Raw genomic sequence first — 21,373 nt, 5'->3', positions numbered from 1 at the left:
TATGAAGAAAATTCAATTTGAAAACTTACAAGAAACGTTATATAATGAAACACTTTCCAATGGTTTAGATGTCTATATTTTACCGAAACGTGGCTTTTCCAAAACGTTTGTGACGTTTACGACGAAATACGGTTCGGTTGATCGGACATTTATTCCACGTGGGAAGACGGAAGCGGTCACTGTGCCAGATGGCATCGCCCATTTCTTAGAACATAAATTATTTGAAAAAGAAGATGGCGATGTGTTCCAAAAGTTTAGCGTGTACGGTGCATCTGCCAATGCCTTCACATCTTTCACACGAACAGCGTATTTATTTTCCGCAACAGATAAGCTGTATGACAATACGGAAATACTGCTGGACTTTGTACAGGAGCCGTATTTCACGGAAAAGACCGTTGATAAGGAAAAGGGCATTATTGCCCAGGAAATAACGATGTATGATGACCAACCTGATTGGCGGCTCTATTTCGGGACGATTGAGAATTTATTTCACGAGCATCCTGTGAAAATTGACATTGCTGGAACGGTTGAATCGATTCAGGATATTACGGCCGAGCACTTGTATGAATGCTACGAAACGTTTTACCATCCGTCCAATATGGTGTTGTTCGTTGTCGGGGCAGTCGATCCGGCTGAAATGATGGCGTTCATTAAAAAGAATCAGGATGCGAAAACCTTTAAAGAGCCTGCAACTATTGTACGTAATTTCCCGCAGGAAGCAGATACGGCTGTCATGAGTAAGCGCGAGTTGGCGATGGATATTACGAAGCCGAAATTCAATATGGGCATGAAGTGCAATAAGACGGACGTGTCAGGAACAGAGATGCTCATCCAAGAGCTGTCTTCAGGGCTTGTTCTGGATAGCTTGTTTGGCAGAACGTCTCCATTCTTTACGAAGGCTTATGATGAAGGGCTTATTGATGAGTCATTTTCGTATGACTTCACAATGGAAAACGGCTTTGGCTTTGCAATGGTAGGGTCAGATACGGAGCAACCAGCAGCATTAGAAGCAGCGATTCGCCAAACGATACGTGATGCGAAAACAGCTTGGCCGATTACGGATCAGGAGCTAGATCGGATGCGCAAAAAGAAAATTGGCCAATTCATGCGTTCGTTGAATTCTCCGGAATTTATCGCCAACCAGTTTACACGTTATACATTTAACGATATGAACCTTTTTGACGCTGTCCCTACGCTGGAACAATTAACAGTAAAAGATTTACAAGCTGCTTTCCAAACATTTGCGGATGAAAGCGGGCATACAACGTATACGGTTGTGCCGGCAGAAAAAGCACAATAATGGAACGGCATTACTGCGTTGTGCTTGGTGCATCAGGTGGAATCGGTGAGGCGATTTGTCGCAGCCTCGCCGCTTCTGGCTGGTCATTGTACCTTCATTTTCATAGCAATCAGGAGCGAGTAGCCCATTTGCAAGCAGAACTAACTGAAATGTTCCCCCAATCAGATTTCCAAGCGGTACAAGCTGATTTTACGAAGATCGATGGCGCGGACGAACTGGCGAAACAAGTGAAGCATGTGGCAGCGATTGTTGTGGCGAATGGGCAATCTGTCGTCAAGCTGTTGACCGAAACGACAGCAGTGGAGATGGACGCATTATGGAAAGTACATGTGCAAAATCCGGTACGCTTTATTAGTTTGGTGTCCTCTCAATTACGCCGTGTGGATAAATCGTATGTGGTGTTCATTGGTTCCATTTGGGGAAATACGGGAGCAGCAGGAGAAGTGATGTATTCGGCTGTAAAAGGGGCCCAACATGCGTTCGTTAAAGCGTATGCAAAAGAAGCCGCTTTTTCGGGCACACGTGTGAATGCGATTGCACCAGGTTGGATCGATACGCGTATGAATGAAGCATTTTCACCTGAAGAGCGGCAGATGGTTATTGACGAGATTCCACTGATGCAGACGGGGACACCGATACATATCGCTGAAGCTGTTGATTTTTTAATGAATGGCAAGGCGGATTATATGACAGGTGAAATTATGAATATTAATGGTGGCTGGTCGATTTAAGTTGAAAAACTGAAAGAGCACTAGTGTTTCCTTTTCTTTTTTCCTTTTCTTCATGTGTTGAATCCGCTATTATAGAACTATATTGCTTTTGGTGCGTCTTATATAAAGGAATGTTTAAAATCTGATGAAAAAGTATTCGTTCCCAGAAAATAGTTGCGGTGATGCAAGGTGAAAACTGTGAAAAAGACAAAGGGGTGTGTCCGATGGGTGAATGGTATCTTGAATACGAGGTGCAAGTAAACCGTCCTGGTCTTCTAGGTGATATTTCTTCATTGCTTGGAATGTTACGCGTGAATATTGTCACCATCAATGGTGTAGATGGTGGGCGTCGAGGGATGTTATTACGTGCTGACAATGATGATCAGATTGAGCGTTTTGCACAAATTGCTTCCACAATGGACACCATTCAAGTGAAGAAAATTCGTGAACCCAAGTTGAGGGATATTTTGGCAGTGCGGCACGGGCGTTATATTCAGCGTGATGTGGATGAGCGTAAGACATTCCGCTTTCTTCGCAGTGAACTCGGAGTTCTCGTGGATTTTATGGCGGAGATTTTCAAACAAGATGGACATAAGCTGATAGGGGTTCGTGGAATGCCGCGTGTTGGTAAGACGGAGTCAGTCGTTGCGGCCAGTGTTTGTGCGAATAAGAAATGGATATTCTTGTCATCCACGATGATTAAACAGACCGTCAGAAATACGTTGATGGGCGATGAGTTTTCTTCGGATAATATTTTCATTCTAGATGGGATTGTGACGCGTCGGGCAGAGGATGAGAGACATATGCAACTCGTTCGGGAGATGATGCGGATGCCGACCATCAAAGTAGTAGAGCACCCAGATATGTTTGTCCAACATTCTGAGTACGACATTGAGGATTTTGATTACATTATTGAATTACGGACCGATCCAGATCAAGAGATTACATATGAAATCATGGAGAAAAACCATATGATGTCCAATCCAGGGACCATGGGTGGATCGGGCTTATTTAACTTCTGATAGGCAGGTGTTTTGAGTGACCGGATTAGGTGATCGTCTCAAGCAGGCGAGAACAGCTAAAGGATTCACATTGGATGATTTACAGTCGATAACAAAGATACAAAAACGGTACCTTTCCGGTATTGAAAAAGAAGATTATAGTATGATGCCAGGTTCGTTCTATGTCCGTGCATTTATCAAGCAATATGCAGAGGCAGTAGGAGTCGAACCGGATGAGATGTTGGCGTTGTATAAAGATACGTCTTCGGCGGAAAAACTGGAAGAGGACAAGGTGCAGCCTGCTTCGCCGCAAATGACACGGAAAAGAGGCTTGAAAAGTAGTAACAAGTTAAATGAAGTGATGCCCAAGATCATTGTGGCACTATTTATCATCGTCATTATTGTCGTTGTCTGGGTACTTGTACAGTCAACGTCGTCTAAAAAGCCCGTTACAGATAATATCGGGACAGAAAAACCCATTACGATGGACAAGCAGCCTGTAGAACCGTCTACTAAGCCGAGTGAAGATGCAAAAGAATCGGATGCGGATAAAGAGCAAGGTGCTGCGACAGACGATGACAACAAAGACGAGCCAGATGCAGAATCTGAGCCAGATAAAGTGGAACAGACGTTAGCTCATCAAAGTATGAACGGTGAAACGTCAACGTATACACTAACAGGTGCCGAAACGATTCAATTGGAAATTCGTACGTCTGCTGATTCATGGATTGGCGTAACGGACAGTGCAAGAGTGGAACGCATGTCGGGCGGTGCTCGTGTGATGACAGCAGGTGAGAAAGTCGAACTGGATGTTTCGGATACGGAGTCTGTTCGAATTCGCGTAGGGCGTACTGCGTCTACTGAGATTTACGTAAATGGCGAGTTGCTGAAATATGCGACAGATCGCATTACACAAAATATTGTTATTGAATACCAAAAAGAGCAATAGTCATCTATTAAAGATGACTATTTTCTTTGAAAGGACAGAGGTTTGTTATGAATTTGCCAAATAAGATTACGGTTTCACGCGTTTTACTCATTCCAGTGTTTATGGTTTTCATGCTCGTTGATTTTGGCTTAGGTCATGTGGTAATCGCGGGGACAACGATACAAACAGGCCATTTCATTGGCGGACTTATTTTTATTATTGCTTCCATTACGGATTGGCTCGATGGCTATATTGCGAGGAAATATGAGCTTGTGACCAATATGGGGAAATTTTTAGATCCGCTTGCTGATAAGTTACTCGTTTCTGCGGCTTTCATCATTCTTGTTGAATTGGGGACGGCACCAGCGTGGATTATTATTATTATTATTAGCCGTGAGTTTGCGGTGACAGGTTTACGATTGCTATTGGCAGGCGGTGGGGAAGTTGTAGCAGCCAACCAGTTAGGGAAAATTAAAACCGTTGCGCAAATACTGGCGATTATCTCACTGTTGTTAAATAACATCTTCTTTGAATCCATTGGCGTACCATTCGGTATGATCATGTTGTATGTGGCATTGGTCTTTACGATTTGGTCTGGTTTTGATTATTTTTACAAAAATAGACGTATACTGTTGGATTCCATGTAAGGGGGAAGTCATTCATGAGGGCTGAAATTATTGCGGTTGGTTCAGAGCTGTTGCTTGGACAAATTATGAATACGAATGCGAAATTCATTTCATCGAGATTGGCTGAAATCGGCGTTGATGTGCATTACCAGACGGTGGTCGGTGATAATTCAAATCGTTTAGAGGACGTTATTGACATTGCGGCTAAACGTGCGGATGTACTCATCTTTACGGGGGGGCTTGGGCCGACAAAAGATGATATGACGAAAGAAACAATTGCGAAGCATGTGGGCTGTGCGCTAGTGAGTGATGATGAAGCGCTGCGGTATATTCAAAGCTATTTTGAACGTGTTGGGCGTACCATGACTGACAATAATAAAAAGCAAGCACTTGTGCTGGAAGGTGCGACAGTGCTGGCAAATCGCAAAGGTATGGCACCTGGGATGGCTGTTGAAAAAGAAGGCATCCATTATATTTTATTGCCAGGGCCACCGCATGAAATGGAGCCGATGTTTGCCGACGAAGCGATTCCTTATTTGCTCGGCTTAACGGGGAAACATGAAGTGATTACCTCACGTGTGTTAAAGTTTTATGGAATTGGCGAAGCAGAGCTCGAAGATCGGATTCAGGCGATTTTGGAAAAGCAGACGAATCCGACCGTCGCTCCGCTTGCTAGCCCAGATGCGGTGACGTTACGTTTAACTGCAAAAGCACAGACAGCCGATGAGGCACTTGCATGGATTGAGCCTGTAGAAGAAGAGATTCGTTCGATTGTTGGGGATTATATTTACGGCATAGATGACGATACATTATCGTCAAAGGTAGCGGAGCTATTAGGTCGAAATGGTTGGACGCTGGCGGCTGCGGAAAGTTTAACGGCGGGTCTTTTCATGGCTGAGTTAGCGGGAGAGCCGGGCATTAGCGCCTCGCTCGAAGGTGGCGTAGTGGTGTATAACAACGATGTGAAGACGGAGCAGTTAGGCATCGATGCGGCCTTATTAGCCGAGTATGGCGTCGTGAGTGCACAATGTGCGGCAGCGCTTGCTGTGAATGTTAAACGGAAGTTTGGCGCAGATATTGGCGTCGGTTTGACAGGGGCAGCAGGTCCCGACCCGCATGATGGCAAGCCGTCGGGAACGGTTTGGATAGGGATTGCCTCCGTAGATGCGGAACCGGAAACGTATAAATTGGTTTTATCGAGCTCACGGAATGCGAATCGTCTTCGAGCTGCTCGATTTGCATTGTATTATCTCATCAAGCACCTTCGTAAAAAAGAGGGCCAAAATTAAATTTTGGTCTTCTTTCTCATTTAAAATTCGAATTTAAACCGCTTTCTCAGTTATATTTTATATTTGTGAAAATAAAACGAATGAGCGTTCGCTTTTTGATTGAGTATTTTGGGAGAAAGGAGTATAGTAGAGATAGTAAAGAAAAAGACTAACTTGATTTAGGGGAGGAAATAATTTGAGCGATCGTAAAGCGGCATTAGATATGGCTTTAAAACAAATTGAAAAGCAATTCGGTAAAGGGTCTGTTATGAAACTAGGGGAAAAAACGGACAGGGAAATTGAAACCTCATCAACAGGGTCATTAGCACTTGATGCTGCACTTGGAGTAGGCGGCTATCCACGTGGACGCATTATCGAAATTTATGGACCTGAAAGCTCAGGTAAAACGACAGTTGCTCTTCATGCCATTGCGGAAGTTCAAGCATCTGGTGGGCAAGCTGCATTTATCGATGCTGAGCATGCGCTCGATCCGGTTTATGCACAAAAACTTGGTGTTAATATTGATGAGTTATTGCTGTCTCAACCAGATACAGGGGAGCAAGCACTGGAAATTGCTGAAGCGCTTGTACGCAGTGGGGCTGTTGACATTCTTGTCATTGACTCCGTTGCTGCACTTGTACCAAAAGCGGAAATTGAAGGGGAGATGGGTGATTCACACGTTGGGTTGCAAGCTCGTCTAATGTCACAAGCATTGCGTAAACTTTCAGGTGCTATCAATAAATCCAACACACTTGCAGTCTTCATTAACCAAATCCGTGAAAAAGTTGGCGTTATGTTTGGAAACCCTGAAGTAACACCGGGTGGTCGCGCGTTGAAATTCTATTCTTCTGTACGACTAGATGTACGACGTGGTGAAGCGATTAAACAAGGCAATGATATTGTTGGGAACAAAACGCGTATTCGTGTTGTGAAAAATAAGGTTGCGCCACCATTCCGTACGGCGGAAGTAGATATTATGTACGGAGAAGGAATTTCTCGTGAAGGTGAAATTGTCGACCTTGGCGTAGAAGTAGAAGTCGTGCAAAAAAGTGGTTCTTGGTATTCCTATGAGGGTGAACGACTTGGACAAGGACGTGAGAATTCTAAGCAATTCTTGAAAGAGAATCCGGCGATCCGTTTAGAAATCGCTAATAAAATTCGTGATTCATATGGCTTGGCAAGTGCGAACTATGTCATTGCAGGTCACGACACAGATGATGAAGAGGAAGAATTAGAATTATTGCTTGACGAAAAAGAATGAGTTTACTAAAAAAACCAGTCATTCCTTTGAGGAGGAATGATTGGTTTTTTAACCTTTTGGACCTCTCCCGCTCGCTAGTTTTTCCGCTCCTGAACGATAATACTCCTGAAATACAGATTTAGGCTATGAGAATGCATATTTGGGACTAGTGAAACCTTGACATGTGATTTTGACATAGATACAATTAGATTGTATAATCTCACATCAATAATGAATTGAAACGGGCAGTATGTTCTATATGGAATGTACGAGCCGACTGAAAATGAAAAGAATGGCTAGAGGAGGTGACCTGGATGTTAGGATATATTATCATCTCCGTTTTGCTTGGTCTGATCGTCGGTGCTGGTGTTAGCTATTTTGTTCTTAAGAACGTGAATGATTCAAAAGTGACGGGTGCCAAACATTCCGCAGCACAAATCGTAGAAGATGCGAAGCGTGAAGCAGAGGCGCTAAAGAAAGAGGCGCTTTTAGAAGCGAAGGATGAAACTCACAAACTGAGAATTGAAGCGGAAACAGAGATCCGGGAAAGAAGAACGGAACTGCAAAAGCAGGAAAACCGTCTTTTACAACGGGAGGAAAATCATGACCGCAAGGATGAAGCTCTAAACAAAAGAGAAGCAGGTCTGGAGCGCAAAGAAGAGGCGCTAACCGGAAGACAACAGCATATTGAACAGATGGAACGCAAGGCGGAAGAACTTGTTACCGCTCAACAGACGGAACTAGAAAGAGTGTCTTCCCTTACACGAGAAGAGGCAAGAGCCCTTATTTTGGATGAGGTGGAGAAAGAACTTTCTACAGATATTGCCGTCCGGATGAAAGAATCGGAACAACGTGCCAAAGAAGAGTCAGAAAAGAAAGCGCGTGAAATTCTGTCGCTAGCCGTACAGCGTTTCGCAGCAGATCATGTAACAGAAACGACTGTGTCGGTTGTCAACTTGCCGAACGATGAAATGAAGGGGCGCATTATCGGCCGTGAAGGGCGCAACATTCGAACACTCGAAACGTTGACAGGCATCGATTTGATTATCGATGACACGCCGGAAGCAGTCATCTTATCAGGCTTTGACCCTGTAAGAAGAGAGACAGCGCGTCTAGCACTTGAGAAACTTGTACAGGATGGACGAATTCACCCTGCACGTATCGAAGAAATGGTTGATAAGTCACGAAGAGAAGTGGACGAGCTGATCCGAGAAACAGGGGAACAGACGACGTTCGATATCGGCGTTCATAATTTACACCCAGATCTTATTAAAATCCTTGGAAGACTGCGTTTCCGTACAAGCTATGGACAAAATGTCTTGAAGCACTCAACAGAAGTAGCTTATTTAGCAGGCCTGTTAGCTGCTGAACTAGGGGAAGATGTAACACTCGCCAAACGTGCGGGACTTCTTCATGATATTGGGAAAGCGATTGACCATGAAGTGGAAGGAAGTCACGTTGAAATTGGTGTAGAACTCGCAACGAAGTACAAAGAACATCCAGTTGTCATCAATAGTATTGCATCCCATCATGGGGATACGGAAGCAACATCCGTTATTGCGGTACTGGTTGCGGCAGCGGATGCTTTATCAGCAGCAAGACCGGGTGCACGTAGTGAAACGCTTGAGAACTATATTCGCAGGCTACAAAAGCTTGAAGAAATTTCGGAATCATATGATGGTGTAGAAAAATCATTTGCAATTCAAGCGGGACGCGAAGTCCGCATTATCGTTCGACCTGATCAGATTGATGATATTACAGCACATCGTCTGGCGAGGGATATTCGGAAACGAATTGAGGAAGAACTGGATTATCCAGGACATATTAAAGTAACAGTCATCCGCGAAACAAGAGCGGTTGAATACGCAAAATAAAAAAAGAGGGCTTCCGTGTACTTCGGTCCGGGAGCTCTTTTTCATTTGGAGTGAAGGATTTATGAAAGTATTATTTATCGGCGATATTGTAGGTTCACCAGGACGGGATATGGTTTTTGACTATTTACCACGTTTAAAGCGGAAATATAGCCCGGATGTGGTCATTGCGAACGGAGAAAATGCTGCTTCAGGTAGAGGGATTACAAAAGCGATTTTCGATGATTTGCTACGAGCGGGTGTCGATGTGGTTACAATGGGCAACCACACATGGGATCATAAAGAAATATATGATTTCATCGATGAGACGGATTATCTCATTCGTCCAGCAAACTTTTCAGATGAAGCACCTGGTAAAGGGATGACAACGATATCACGTAACGGCGTGACATTATCAGTCATTAATTTGCATGGTCGTACATTTTTACCACCGCACGGAGATCCTTTTGAAAAGGCGGATGCGTTGATTGCGGAAGCGCAGGCTGTTTCTCCGCTAATTTTTGTCGATTTTCATGCGGAAGCGACGAGCGAAAAAATTGCGATGGGGTGGCATCTAGATGGCAAGGCTTCAGTCGTCGTAGGAACGCACACGCACGTCCAGACGGCAGATGATCGCATTTTACCTGGCGGTACTGCGTACTTAACAGATGCAGGGATGACAGGCCCATACGACGAGATTTTGGGTATGAAAAAAGAAGATGTGTTGTACCGTTTCCGTACGAATTTACCTGTGCGTTTTGAAGTGCCTAAAAAGGGGCGTGCGCAGTTGAATGGCTTGTTTGTGGAGTTGGATGATCAAACTGGAAAAGCACGAACTATGGAGCGTATTTCAATTAACGAAGACCGCCCGTTCAAAGGGTGATTCGCGTCTAAACACAACCTCCGTTTCATAGGATGATGTATGGAGCAGCTCAATCCATAATCATCGGAAAATAAGGAGGAATCATGGTGAATCCATTGAAAGTATCATCTCGCTCGAATCCGAATTCTGTTGCAGGAGCACTTGTCGCGGTTATTAGGGACCAAGGCTACGCCGAAATGCAAGCAGTAGGAGCAGGCGCATTGAATCAGGCGGTAAAGGCAGTTGCAATTGCTCGGGGATTTGTTGCACCTAGTGGAGGGGATCTCGTCTGTGCCCCTGCGTTTACGGATATTGAGATTAATGGAGAAGGTCGAACAGCGTTGAAGTTGCTTGTGGAGAAGCGAACGCGTCAACAAACTAAATAAAGAAACAGTGAGACCGCGGTAGCACACACCGTGGTCTTTTATTTTCGTCTAGGAAACTATAAAATTTTCGTATTGTGGCTAAGTAAGTACATGGAGCTTATCCGTCTAGGCTCCAGCGCCTAGGGGTTGGGGGCGTTTGGGCCTACAGGATGTAGGTCATGCAGTCGTTGCCACAGGAAGTGGAAATGGTGTTTTTAGACTGCCTTCCTCTTTGCTGATAAAGGCAAAAAGCGTCTTTATCTTCAAGCTCTCTGACATACAGGACGTACTAGCGCTGACGTTGCCGCAGGACGCGGTGAATTTAGTCGGCCAACGCCTGTCGCCCCTGAACAGGCGCTTGCGCTTTTGTTTATTGTGACAAACAAGCGACAAAGTAGCGTCAACTTGTACATAAAGCCTATAGTTAAGTATAATAAGATTTATGTGTTTGATTTCCTAAACATTATAGGAAAGGGGACTTTTTTATGAATGAGGAACAGCGCCTGGATGCAGGACTTGTGAAACCAACGAAAGAAAAGGATTATAGTCAATATTTCCAGACGGTCTATACAGCCCCTTCATTGAAGGATGCAAAAAAGCGAGGGAAAGAGGAAATTTCCTACCACGATGATTTCAATATCGACGAACAATTTCGCGATATGGGAAGAGGTCGGAAGTTTTACATACGAACTTATGGCTGTCAAATGAATGAACATGATACAGAAGTGATGGCAGGTATTTTCCAGGGACTAGGCTATGAATTGACAGATACGGTTGAGGATGCCAATGTCATTTTGTTGAACACCTGTGCCATCCGCGAAAATGCGGAAAACAAAGTGTTTGGGGAACTGGGTCATTTGAAAGCACTCAAGCGACGTAATCCAGACGTGTTAATCGGCGTTTGTGGCTGTATGTCACAAGAAGAATCCGTAGTCAATAAAATATTGAAGACGTATGACCAAGTCGATATGATTTTCGGCACGCACAATATTCATAGATTGCCACATATTTTACATGAAGCATATTTGTCGAAAGAAATGGTTATTGAAGTATGGTCGAAGGAAGGCGATATTATTGAAAACCTTCCAAAAGTGCGTCAAGGCAACATTAAAGCATGGGTTAACATCATGTATGGCTGCGACAAGTTTTGTACGTATTGTATCGTTCCGTACACACGAGGCAAGGAACGTAGTAGACGCCCGCAAGACATTATCCAGGAAGTGCGTCAGTTAGCTGCGCAGGGCTATAAGGAAATTACATTGCTCGGACAAAACGTCAATGCCTATGGGAAAGACTTTGAAGATACGAATTATCGCCTTGGCGATTTGATGGATGATTTACGGAAAATCGATATTGCGAGAATTCGTTTTACAACGAGCCATCCGCGTGATTTTGATGATCATTTAATTGAAGTGTTGGCCAAAGGCGGAAATCTTGTGGATCATATTCATTTGCCTGTACAATCAGGTTCAAGCGACATTTTGAAAATCATGGCGCGTAAATATACACGAGAGCATTATTTGGAACTTGTGCGTAAAATTAAAGAAGCGATTCCGAATGTAACATTGACGACGGATATTATTGTTGGATTCCCGAATGAAACGGACGAGCAGTTTGAAGAAACCATATCTTTATACAAAGAAGTCGGTTTCGACCTTGCGTACACGTACATTTATTCACCACGGGAAGGAACACCAGCAGCAAAAATGGTCGACAATATTCCGATGGACGTCAAAAAAGAACGTCTACAGCGCTTGAACAAACTCGTCAATGATTTCTCGGCCGAAGCGATGAAGCCCTACAATGGTAAAATTGTTGAAGTGCTCGTCGAAGGAGAAAGTAAGCGTAATCCAGAAGTGTTGGCAGGCTACACAGAGAAAAATAAACTGGTCAATTTCAGAGCTCCTCAATCCGTCATCGGTGAAATTGTGCAAGTGAAAATAATAGAAGCGAAAACATGGTCACTCGACGGTGAGTTTATCGGCGTTGTGGAAAAGGAAAAGGTGAAGTCATAATGGAAAAAGTCTATACAAGAGAAGAAATTATTGAAAAAGCACACGAATTGGCGGTTATGATTGCAAATACAGAACAAGTTGATTTTTACAAACGTGCAGAAGAACAAATTAACGAAAACCAAAAGATTCGTGAAAAAATTGCGAGTTTGAAATCATTACAAACACAGGCGGTTAACTTCCAACAGTACGGCAAGGAACGTGCGCTTGGTATTATTGAAGGCAAGATTGAAAAAATCCAAGAAGAAATTGATGAAGTTCCGATTGTCAATGAATTCAAACAGTCGCAAGTGGAGGTCAATGACTTGTTGCAAATGGTATCGAATACCATTGCGAACAGAGTCACTGATGAGATTATTAAAGCGACAGAAGGCGATGTATTGCGCGGCGAAACAGGTTCTTATGTGAAAAATACAACGTATGATCATCTGTAAATCGATGCATGGATCGGCAAGGGAAAAATTCCTTGCCGATTTTTTTCACTTTCTGGGCTCCGTTTGCATAAGATGGATTGAAGCGAATGGAGGAGGAGTCAAACTGAAAAATTTACGCCAAATCGTGGCGAAGACCGTTATTGCCAAAGGGAAAAGTCGCACGGAGATGAATGTCACGTTGAAGCCGCCGAATTGTCCAACAAGTATCCTTGGTTGCTGGGTTATCAATCACACGCATCAGGCTAAAAAAGTCGGTAAATTCATCGAAGTGACAGGTAAATTCGATGTCAACGTCTGGTATTCTCATCAAGACCATTCAAAAACGTCCGTCTTCACAGAATGTGTGACGTACAAAGATCGGATTCGTTTACACTACCGTGACGAGCCAACGTCTAGACATGAGGAAATTATCGTCAATGTCATTCAACATCCGAATTGTACAGAAGCTATCATTTCCGAATGTGGCGAGAAGTTCGTCATTGCTGTTGAGCGCGAGTTACTTGCGGAAGTGGTCGGGGAAACGAAAATTTGCATTGCAGTGCATGAACATAATTTCGAAGAGGAATGGCCATTTCAGGACGAATCATCATCGCATAGTCACCCACATAACCATGAGCACGAGCATAGCCGAGAGCAGGCACGTGACGAGCGCCTAGACAATCGACCAGGTTCAAGCCACGATCATCCGAAAGGAAAAGACTCACCAGCATTTTAAGAGCCGGCAAACACCACCGGCTTTTTTTCGTTTTATAGGTAACTATAAAATTCTCGTACTGTGGATAAGTAAGTACATGGAGATTCCCCGTCTAGGCTCCAGCACCTAGGGGCTCGGGTCATAAGCCGACTTGGCTATGAGGCAAAGAACGCCTCTTCGCCAATCCGTCTTATGCCTGTCGCCCCTAAACAGGCGCTTGCGCTTTTGTTCTTTTTAAGGCTTTGGATGCCTTGGGCTTTTCTTTAAAAGAAAGCACAAGGCATCCCTTTGGGCAATGTTGGTTTGGACGAGGCATTTTCTATAGCGTATAATAAAAAAAATAGCAATTGTAGCGAGGTAAACTAATGACAACACATACACCAATGATGCAGCAGTATTTACAAGTAAAAGCACAGCATGAGGATGCCTTCCTCTTTTTCAGGTTAGGCGACTTTTATGAATTATTTTTTACAGACGCAACAGAAGCGTCTCAAATTTTAGAGATTACTTTAACGAGCCGAGATGCATCGGGGGGGCGCGAGCGCATTCCAATGTGTGGCGTTCCTTACCATTCGGCGGCAGGATACATTGAAACACTTGTCCGCAAAGGGCATAAAGTTGCCATTTGTGAACAGACGGAAGATCCGAAAAATGTAAAAGGGATTGTCAAAAGAGAAGTTGTTAGAATCGTGACGCCAGGTACGATGACAGAGGGGAAAACGATTGATGCCAATACGAATCACTTTATTGGCGCGGCGGATAGTATTGACGGGGACAACTATGCACTTGCCTATTTGGACTTAGCCACGGGTGAAGGAAAAGTGGAATACGTCGATGGGGATGAACGCACATTAATCGCTGAAATTGAAGCGCTTGGGATGAAGGAAGTTGTTGTTGGGGAAGGGTTACATATCGCGCTTAGCGACAGCATGGCGAAACGGAATATTGTGCTGTCCATTGAACATAGCGAAGAAACGCAAGAAACGGATCTTTTTGACCAAGTTCCAGCGAATGTTAGAGAAGCATGTGGCATGCTTCTAGCTTATGTCAATCGTACGCAAAAAACGGCACTCGATCATATCCGACCATTTGAATTTATTCAGAAACAAGCGAAGCTCTCTATTGACGCCAATTCCATGCGTAATTTGGAGCTGATTCAATCGATTCGTAGTGGCGGTAAAGAGGGGACGCTTTACTGGTTGTTGGATGAAACCGTTACGGCAATGGGAGCGCGCAAGCTGAAGATGTGGATTCATCAGCCACTTGCGGAGCAGCGGGCGATTGAAAATCGACTCGATACAGTCACAGAGCTAATCGAAGAATTTTTCCTGCGGGATGAATTGCAAACGAATTTGAAAGAAGTTTATGATCTAGAGCGATTGGCAGGACGTATTTCGATGGGCAGTGCAAGCGGGCGAGATCTCGCGCAACTGCGAAATTCCTTACGTCGTGTTCCGGCAATTAAACAGTCATTGCAGGATTCGAGTCAGCCATTACTCAGCCAGTTTGCCAAGCGTATCGATAGCTGTGAAGAAACGTTGGCAATATTGGAAGCGGCCGTTGCAGAAAATCCTCCGTTATCCGTCAAAGAAGGCGGCATCATTAAGGATGGTTATCATGATCGACTCGATCAATACCGTGATGCTTCTAAGAACGGCAAGGCTTGGCTCGCAGAACTCGAACGTGAGGAACGCGAACGGACAGGCATTAAAACGTTGAAAATCGGTTACAACCGCATATTCGGTTACTTTATCGAAATTACGAAATCGAATATTCATCTCGCGGATTTAGAGCGTTATGAACGGAAACAAACACTTGCCAACGCGGAGCGCTATATTACGCCTGAATTGAAAGAGAAGGAAGACTTGATCCTCAATGCGGAAGCGGAAGGACAGGAACTGGAGTATCAGCTATTTAGTGCGGTGCGAGAGGATATGAAAACGCATATACGACGTGTGCAACAGCTGGCAAGTGTGTTGAGTGAACTCGATGTCTTGCTCGCTTTTGCGGTGGTGTCGGAAAAACGTAACTATGTCAAGCCTATATTCCATGCAGGGAAGGCATTAGAAATTAAAAATGGTCGTCACCCGGTTGTTGAAAAAATGATGGATCATTCTCTCTATGTTCCTAACAGCTGTAAATTGGCGGAAGTGGCCAACATGCTGTTGATTACAGGACCGAACATGTCCGGTAAAAGTACCTATATGCGCCAAGTAGCATTGACGGTTGTCATGGCACAAATTGGCTGTTATGTGCCTTGTGAAGATGCGTTGCTTCCTGTCACCGATCAAATCTTTACACGAATCGGCGCGGCGGATGATCTTGCTTCGGGTCAAAGTACATTTATGATGGAAATGATGGAGTCACAGCACGCCATTGCCAATGCAACGGCACAAAGTTTGCTGTTGTTCGATGAAATCGGGCGAGGCACTTCCACATACGATGGTATGGCATTAGCACAGGCTATGATGGAGCATATTCACAACGAAATCGGCGCCAATACGTTATTCTCTACGCATTATCATGAGCTAACGAATTTGGATAAAGAATTAACGAGACTGGAAAACGTCCATGTGGCGGCGATGGAACAGGATGGCAAAGTCGTCTTTCTCCACAAAGTGATGGCGGGGCCAGCAGATAAAAGTTATGGTATTTACGTTGCAGAGCTGGCAGGTCTACCAGCCCCTCTTCTTGTACGAGCAAAAAGCTTGCTGACAGCATTTGAAGGTAAGGAAAAGGCTGTGATGCATGAAGAAGAGCAGCCGCAACAATTAACATTTTTCGATGTACAAAAAGAAGAGCCGCAAGCAGCAGGTCCGCTCTCAACAGCAGAGCAAGAAGTACTTGCTGATTTGGCAGGTTACGACGCATTAAATACGACGCCGTTACAAGCATTTCAATATATTTACGAATTAAAAGAAAAGCTTAGTTCTAAGAAAGGGTGAGACGAATGGACATCATCAAAGTGATGGACGACATGCTATCAAACAAAATTGCGGCGGGCGAAGTCGTTGAACGACCGGCTTCTATTGTCAAAGAGCTTGTTGAAAATGCCATTGACGCTGACAGCACGGTCATTGAAATTGCCCTCGAAGAAGCGGGCTTAACTTCAATACGCGTCACCGACAATGGCAAAGGGATGTCACGACAAGATGCTGTCCAAGCGTTCGAACGCCATGCAACGAGCAAAATTACGAACGAACATGATCTATTCCGTATTCGAACACTAGGGTTCCGGGGAGAGGCGCTTGCGAGTATCGCATCCGTCTCTAAAATTACGATGTGGACGTCAGACGGGGAGACGGCTGGGACAGAAGTCCATATTGACGGTGGCCGTATTACCAAGCATGACAATGCCGCATTCCGTAAAGGAACAGATATTACAGTAGCCCAATTATTTTTCAACACACCTGCACGTTTGAAATATATGAAAACCATTCAAACGGAGCTAGGACATACCATCGACCTTGTTAACCGCTTGGCGCTGAGTCATCCGACGATTTCCTTCAAGCTATCGCATCACAGTCAAATGTTGTTGCAAACAGCAGGCAGTGGGGATCAGCGACGTGTTCTATCGGATATATATGGCATAGCAGTCGCCAAAAAGATGGTGCCTTTTGCAGGTTCCAATGCAGATTACAGCGTGCATGGCTATGTGACATTGCCGGAAATGACGCGTGCATCGAAAAATTATATGACGCTAATTGTCAATGGGAGATGGGTCAAGAGTCATGCCGTGAATCATACGGTGCTTGACGCCCTCCACACCTATTTACCGATTGGTCGCTCGCCTGTCGCGGTTATTAATGTGGAAGGGGATCCATTCCTGACAGATGTCAACGTTCACCCATCCAAACAACAGATTCGCATGAGTAAAGAAGGCGAATTACTAACGCTTATTAAAGAAGCTGTCCGCGAAGCGATTAAAAAAAGCGTCATTGTTCCAGATGCGATTAAAAAAGAGCCGGTTAAAAAAATTCAATCCGAACAAGTAAATATGTGGGAGCAATTGAAACCTGTTCGACCAACGCCTATTCAAATGCCTGTGCAGGAGCAAGCACCAATTGTTCAGGAGCAACCTGTCCAACCCACCTATCAACAGGCCGAAGATGAAGTCGAAGAGTCGATAGTAGTACAAGAACAGTCATGGACAGTCAGTGAAGCGCCAGTTATGGAGGAAACGCAACCAAGCGAGCCTGAAAAAGCATTTCCATCCCTCGCTCCCGTCGGCCAAGTGCATGGCACGTACATCATCGCACAAAATGAGGACGGCTTTTTCATGATTGATCAGCATGCGGCACAAGAACGCATCAAATACGAGTTTTTTAGAGATAAATTAAGTGCGCCAGATCATGAAGAACGCCAGCTATTACTTGTGCCACTGATGTTTCATTATGCGGCGGATGACAAGACGAAAATCGAAGAAAGCATGGCACTTTTTCACGATGTCGGCATTTTCCTAGAAGAGTTCGGTCCGTCCTCTTATGCCGTAAAAGAATATCCCGCATGGTTTCCAGCAGGAGAAGAGACGGAGATTATCGAAGACATTATTGAACAAGTGCTAACGACACGGAAGATTGATATTGGAAAACTACGTGAAGAGGCAGCGATTATGATGAGCTGTAAACGGTCCATTAAAGCCAACCATCATTTGACAATGGCTGATATGGAAAGGCTGTTACATGATTTGGCCGAATCCGAAAACCCGTTTACCTGTCCGCACGGTAGACCTGTTTTGATTCATTTCACGACCTACGAAATTGAAAAAATGTTCAAGCGTGTGATGTGACGAAAAGCGTAAGCGCCTGAATAGGAGTGACAGGCGATGGAGGTCTTGAAGATAAAGGCGCTTTTTGCCTTTATTAGCAAGACCGAAACGACCCGAGCTCCTAGGCGCTGGAGCCTAGACAGTAGGGAAAAGCGTAGGGCGCCGACAGGATAAAAAAGAAGCGAAGGAGCGTGCACGAATGAAGGAATCAATCATTGATATGACAGATGGTTTTTCAATCCACACATTTATTGCAGAACCTGAAGGAGAGCCAAAAGGACATATCCATCTTCTGCACGGCATGTCTGAGCATATCGGCAGGTATGAAGAATTTGCACAATACCTCGTTGGAAAAGGTTTCATCGTTTCGGGGCATGACCATCGAGGACATGGCAAGACGGCGGAGCTCAATGGTTTGAAAGGGCATTTTGCAGATGAAGGTGGTTTTCACCGCGTTGTACAAGATGTTCATGAAACAGTTTCGCAGATTCGAGCGTCGTATCCGGCTATTCCTTTTATTCTTTTGGGGCACAGCATGGGCTCATTCGTTGCCCGACGCTATATCCAATTACACGGAGAAGAAGTGGATGTAGCGATTTTTTCCGGAACAGGTGGCGATCCGGGCATTAGCCGTGTTGCAGGGCAAGTCGCTGCGTATATCCACGGTAAGCAAAAGGGCTTTGACCAACCGGATCACTTCTTAAACAAGCTTGTTTTCGGCGGATTTAATAAGTCGGTCCGTCATCCGAAGACACCTTTTGACTGGCTATCGACAGATATGGAAGCGGTCGAGAAATACATTGTGGATCCGGCATGTGGAGTTGTGCCAACCACACGCTTTTTCGCTGACTTATTTGAAGGGCTCGGCATCATTCATGCAGCCGATGAAATTAATAACATACCGAAAAGCCTGCCCATTTTGCTATTCTCGGGTGACCAAGACCCAGTGGGTGCCAATGGAAAAGGCGTTTGGCAGGCAGCAAAACAATATGAGAACGCGGGAATTGAAGACGTGACGGTGCTTTTATTCGAAGGTGGCAGACATGAAATGCTCCATGAAAAGAATCGTCAGCACGTCTTCAACAGCGTCTATGACTGGATTGACAAAAAGATATGAAGAGTTCACCTGAAGTAATTGCCATTGTTGGACCTACCGCGTCAGGCAAAACGGCGTTAAGCGTCGCACTTGCCAAAGCAATCGACGGAGAAGTCATTAATGGTGATGCCATGCAAGTGTATAAAAAATTAGATATTGGTACGGCAAAAATTACGATAGAAGAAATGGACGGGGTTCCGCATCATTTATTTGATATCAAAGAACCGGATGTGCCGTTTTCCGTTGCTGACTATCAAACAGCGGTGCGCCAATGCATAAAAGAGATTCAGGAGCGTGGCAAAACCCCCATCATAGCAGGGGGAACGGGGTTATATGTCCAATCCGTGCTGTATGATTTCCGTTTTACAGAAGAAGCAGCGGATCTTGTGGTTAGGGAACGTTTAGAACGGGAGCTAGCGGAAAAGGGTGCGGCTTATTTATATGAAAAACTGGTCGAACTTGATCCGAAAAGTGCTGAGAAGATTCATCCGAATAATCATCGACGCCTTGTCCGTGCCCTTGAAATCATTAAAGTGACAGGAAAAACAAAAGACGATCATGAGGAAAACGCAGGACATGCCCCGCTTTACAATCATTTGCTCGTCGGGCTAGATATGGAGCGTGAAGTCCTCTATGATCGCATCAATTTACGTGTGGATTTGATGATGGAAAAAGGGCTATTAGCGGAAGCGACTTCGCTTTGGGAGGAAGGCATCCGTGACATGCAATCTGTACAAGCGATTGGCTATAAGGAGCTTCACCAATATATTGAGGGCAAGCTGTTGCTTGAAGAGGCGGTCGAATTAATTCAGAAAAATACGCGCAACTATGCGAAACGGCAGATGACGTATTTCCGCAATAAGCTAGATGTTGCATGGTTTGATACGCAGTTGGGGACTGCGGAGATTGTTAAGAGAATTTTAGCAATTATGAAGGATTTCGACCATTCAAAGCGAATAAGGTAAGTGGGTAGGAGAAATATAGGGACACAACAGGAGGATTCGGCGTATGGCACAGGGGAATATGCAAGAAACATTCTTAAACTCGTTACGAAAAAACAATACATTTGTAACGGTATTTTTACTTAATGGTTTTCAGTTAAAAGGACTTATTAAATCGTATGATAATTATACCGTTTTACTTGAATCAGACGGCAAGCAGCAACTTATTTACAAACATGCGATTTCAACGTATGTACCTGCAAAGCCCGTTGTATTGAAGGACGAGGCGTAAGGCAGGAAAGCAGAATTGGGAGGTAGCTCCTAGTTCTGTTTTTTTTTATTATTTTAATTTACAGAATACCTTGACCATTTAAATAGTAAGTATTATACTAACAACTAATTATTAGCGGAGAGAAGAAGGTGTTGCCGATGGAGCTTATTTTTAAAGAATTGCAGAAGTTAGGGTTTTCGCAATATGAATGTAAGGCCTATGTTGGATTGTTAAAGCATTCATCGATTACAGGCTATGAAATTAGTAAGCGTTCGGGTGTACCACGTTCAATGATTTATGAAGTGCTTGGTAAATTGCTGGATAAAGGGGCAGTTTATATTGTGCCGTCTGAGCCAGTTACGTATGCGCCGTTACCTGCGAAAGAATTGATCGCTCGCATGCGAGCTACATTTGAACAATCATTTGATTATCTCGAAAATAATCTGGCTGCGCTTGAAAGTGAACAAGAAGTTGACGTCATCCATCGCATTAGTGGGGACAGTCATGTGCTCACAGAAATGAATGATTTAATTGAGCGAGGAAGAGAGGAAATTTGGTTATCCGTTTGGTCACCGCAAATTCCACCAATTGAAGAAATGGTGTTACGAAGCGTAAATAATGGGGTGTCAGTTTCATCGATTTTATTCGGTGCGCCGAATACATCGCTCGGTTTTACGACCCATCATGATTATGTGTCACCTGAAGTGGCAGAAGAAAGAACGAATGGCCGCTTGACGATAGTGGTGCGCGATAATGAAGAAGTCATGATTGCGAATTTCTCTTCGTCTACACCAGGATGGGCAATTAAAACGCAGGATCCTGCCCTTGTTCTAGTCGCAACTGAATACATTCGCCATGATATTATTCTAGCAGAACTCATACAAGAGATCGGTGAACAGAAAGTCGAAACACTTTGGCGGAACAATGCGGAACTATTCCACGTTGTTACAGGGAAACGGTTCAAGTAACATTGAGCCGTTTTAAAATAAAAAAATCAATAGTAGTTA

General features: G+C 44.3%; 19 protein-coding genes. All 19 read left to right on the top strand.

The window, feature by feature from the left end; genetic code table 11:
* The first annotated feature begins 1 nt into the window (after position 1).
* The 19 genes from MKY34_RS18270 (at position 2) to MKY34_RS18180 (ending at position 21,334) form a co-directional block, all read left to right on the top strand.
* Positions 2–1,300 carry a pitrilysin family protein gene (locus MKY34_RS18270; RefSeq protein WP_342512539.1) on the top strand — a complete coding sequence of 433 codons (1,299 nt, stop codon included), beginning with the start codon at positions 2–4 and terminating at the stop codon, positions 1,298–1,300.
* Positions 1,300–2,031: an SDR family oxidoreductase gene (locus tag MKY34_RS18265; protein ID WP_342512538.1), complete on the top strand. Its 732-nt coding sequence runs from the start codon at positions 1,300–1,302 to the stop codon at positions 2,029–2,031. The genes MKY34_RS18270 and MKY34_RS18265 overlap by 1 nt, the downstream gene beginning before the upstream one ends.
* 203 nt (positions 2,032–2,234) lie before the next feature.
* On the top strand, positions 2,235–3,032 hold the full coding sequence (locus tag MKY34_RS18260) for a DUF3388 domain-containing protein (RefSeq protein WP_342512537.1): 798 nt from the start codon (positions 2,235–2,237) through the stop codon (positions 3,030–3,032).
* A gap of 16 nt (positions 3,033–3,048) precedes the next feature.
* Entirely contained in the window at positions 3,049–3,960 is a 912-nt protein-coding gene (locus MKY34_RS18255; RefSeq protein ID WP_342512536.1) for a RodZ domain-containing protein, read from the top strand.
* A gap of 47 nt (positions 3,961–4,007) precedes the next feature.
* Entirely contained in the window at positions 4,008–4,586 is a 579-nt protein-coding gene (pgsA, locus tag MKY34_RS18250) for a CDP-diacylglycerol--glycerol-3-phosphate 3-phosphatidyltransferase (protein ID WP_342512535.1), read from the top strand.
* Positions 4,587–4,600: 14 nt separating this feature from the next.
* Positions 4,601–5,854: a competence/damage-inducible protein A gene (locus MKY34_RS18245; RefSeq protein ID WP_342512534.1), complete on the top strand. Its 1,254-nt coding sequence runs from the start codon at positions 4,601–4,603 to the stop codon at positions 5,852–5,854.
* Positions 5,855–6,029: 175 nt separating this feature from the next.
* On the top strand, positions 6,030–7,094 hold the full coding sequence (gene recA, locus MKY34_RS18240; protein WP_342512533.1) for a recombinase RecA: 1,065 nt from the start codon (positions 6,030–6,032) through the stop codon (positions 7,092–7,094).
* 293 nt (positions 7,095–7,387) lie between these two features.
* Positions 7,388–8,947 (top strand): ribonuclease Y, encoded by a 1,560-nt coding sequence (gene rny / locus MKY34_RS18235; protein ID WP_342512532.1) that lies wholly within the window; start codon positions 7,388–7,390, stop codon positions 8,945–8,947.
* A gap of 61 nt (positions 8,948–9,008) precedes the next feature.
* Complete coding sequence (locus MKY34_RS18230) at positions 9,009–9,806, top strand: TIGR00282 family metallophosphoesterase (RefSeq protein ID WP_342512531.1); 798 nt, start codon at positions 9,009–9,011, stop codon at positions 9,804–9,806.
* A gap of 86 nt (positions 9,807–9,892) precedes the next feature.
* Complete coding sequence (locus MKY34_RS18225) at positions 9,893–10,171, top strand: stage V sporulation protein S (protein ID WP_342512530.1); 279 nt, start codon at positions 9,893–9,895, stop codon at positions 10,169–10,171.
* A 464-nt stretch (positions 10,172–10,635) separates the two neighbouring features.
* Positions 10,636–12,165, top strand: coding sequence for a tRNA (N6-isopentenyl adenosine(37)-C2)-methylthiotransferase MiaB (gene miaB / locus MKY34_RS18220; RefSeq protein ID WP_342512529.1), 1,530 nt, complete (start codon positions 10,636–10,638; stop codon positions 12,163–12,165).
* A complete protein-coding gene (locus MKY34_RS18215; protein ID WP_342512528.1) occupies positions 12,165–12,596 on the top strand; it encodes a RicAFT regulatory complex protein RicA family protein in 432 nt (143 codons plus the stop codon). Before miaB ends, MKY34_RS18215 begins: the two co-directional genes overlap by 1 nt.
* A complete protein-coding gene (cotE, locus tag MKY34_RS18210) occupies positions 12,583–13,311 on the top strand; it encodes an outer spore coat protein CotE (protein WP_342512527.1) in 729 nt (242 codons plus the stop codon). Before MKY34_RS18215 ends, cotE begins: the two co-directional genes overlap by 14 nt.
* Before the next feature lie 344 nt (positions 13,312–13,655).
* Entirely contained in the window at positions 13,656–16,235 is a 2,580-nt protein-coding gene (mutS, locus tag MKY34_RS18205) for a DNA mismatch repair protein MutS (RefSeq protein ID WP_342512526.1), read from the top strand.
* A gap of 5 nt (positions 16,236–16,240) precedes the next feature.
* Positions 16,241–18,079: a DNA mismatch repair endonuclease MutL gene (mutL, locus tag MKY34_RS18200; RefSeq protein ID WP_342512525.1), complete on the top strand. Its 1,839-nt coding sequence runs from the start codon at positions 16,241–16,243 to the stop codon at positions 18,077–18,079.
* A 178-nt stretch (positions 18,080–18,257) separates the two neighbouring features.
* Entirely contained in the window at positions 18,258–19,175 is a 918-nt protein-coding gene (locus MKY34_RS18195; protein WP_342512524.1) for a lysophospholipase, read from the top strand.
* Complete coding sequence (gene miaA, locus MKY34_RS18190; RefSeq protein ID WP_342512523.1) at positions 19,172–20,119, top strand: tRNA (adenosine(37)-N6)-dimethylallyltransferase MiaA; 948 nt, start codon at positions 19,172–19,174, stop codon at positions 20,117–20,119. The genes MKY34_RS18195 and miaA overlap by 4 nt, the downstream gene beginning before the upstream one ends.
* A gap of 43 nt (positions 20,120–20,162) precedes the next feature.
* Positions 20,163–20,387, top strand: a complete 225-nt coding sequence (gene hfq / locus MKY34_RS18185) for an RNA chaperone Hfq (RefSeq protein ID WP_342512522.1) — start codon at positions 20,163–20,165, stop codon at positions 20,385–20,387.
* Positions 20,388–20,524: 137 nt separating this feature from the next.
* Positions 20,525–21,334, top strand: coding sequence for a helix-turn-helix domain-containing protein (locus MKY34_RS18180; protein ID WP_342512521.1), 810 nt, complete (start codon positions 20,525–20,527; stop codon positions 21,332–21,334).
* The last annotated feature ends 39 nt before the right edge of the window (positions 21,335–21,373 follow it).

The sequence above is a fragment of the Sporosarcina sp. FSL K6-1522 genome (genome assembly GCF_038622445.1).
In the GTDB taxonomy this organism is placed as follows: Bacteria; Bacillota; Bacilli; order Bacillales_A; family Planococcaceae; genus Sporosarcina.
This window is presented reverse-complemented; position numbering and strand designations above follow the sequence as displayed.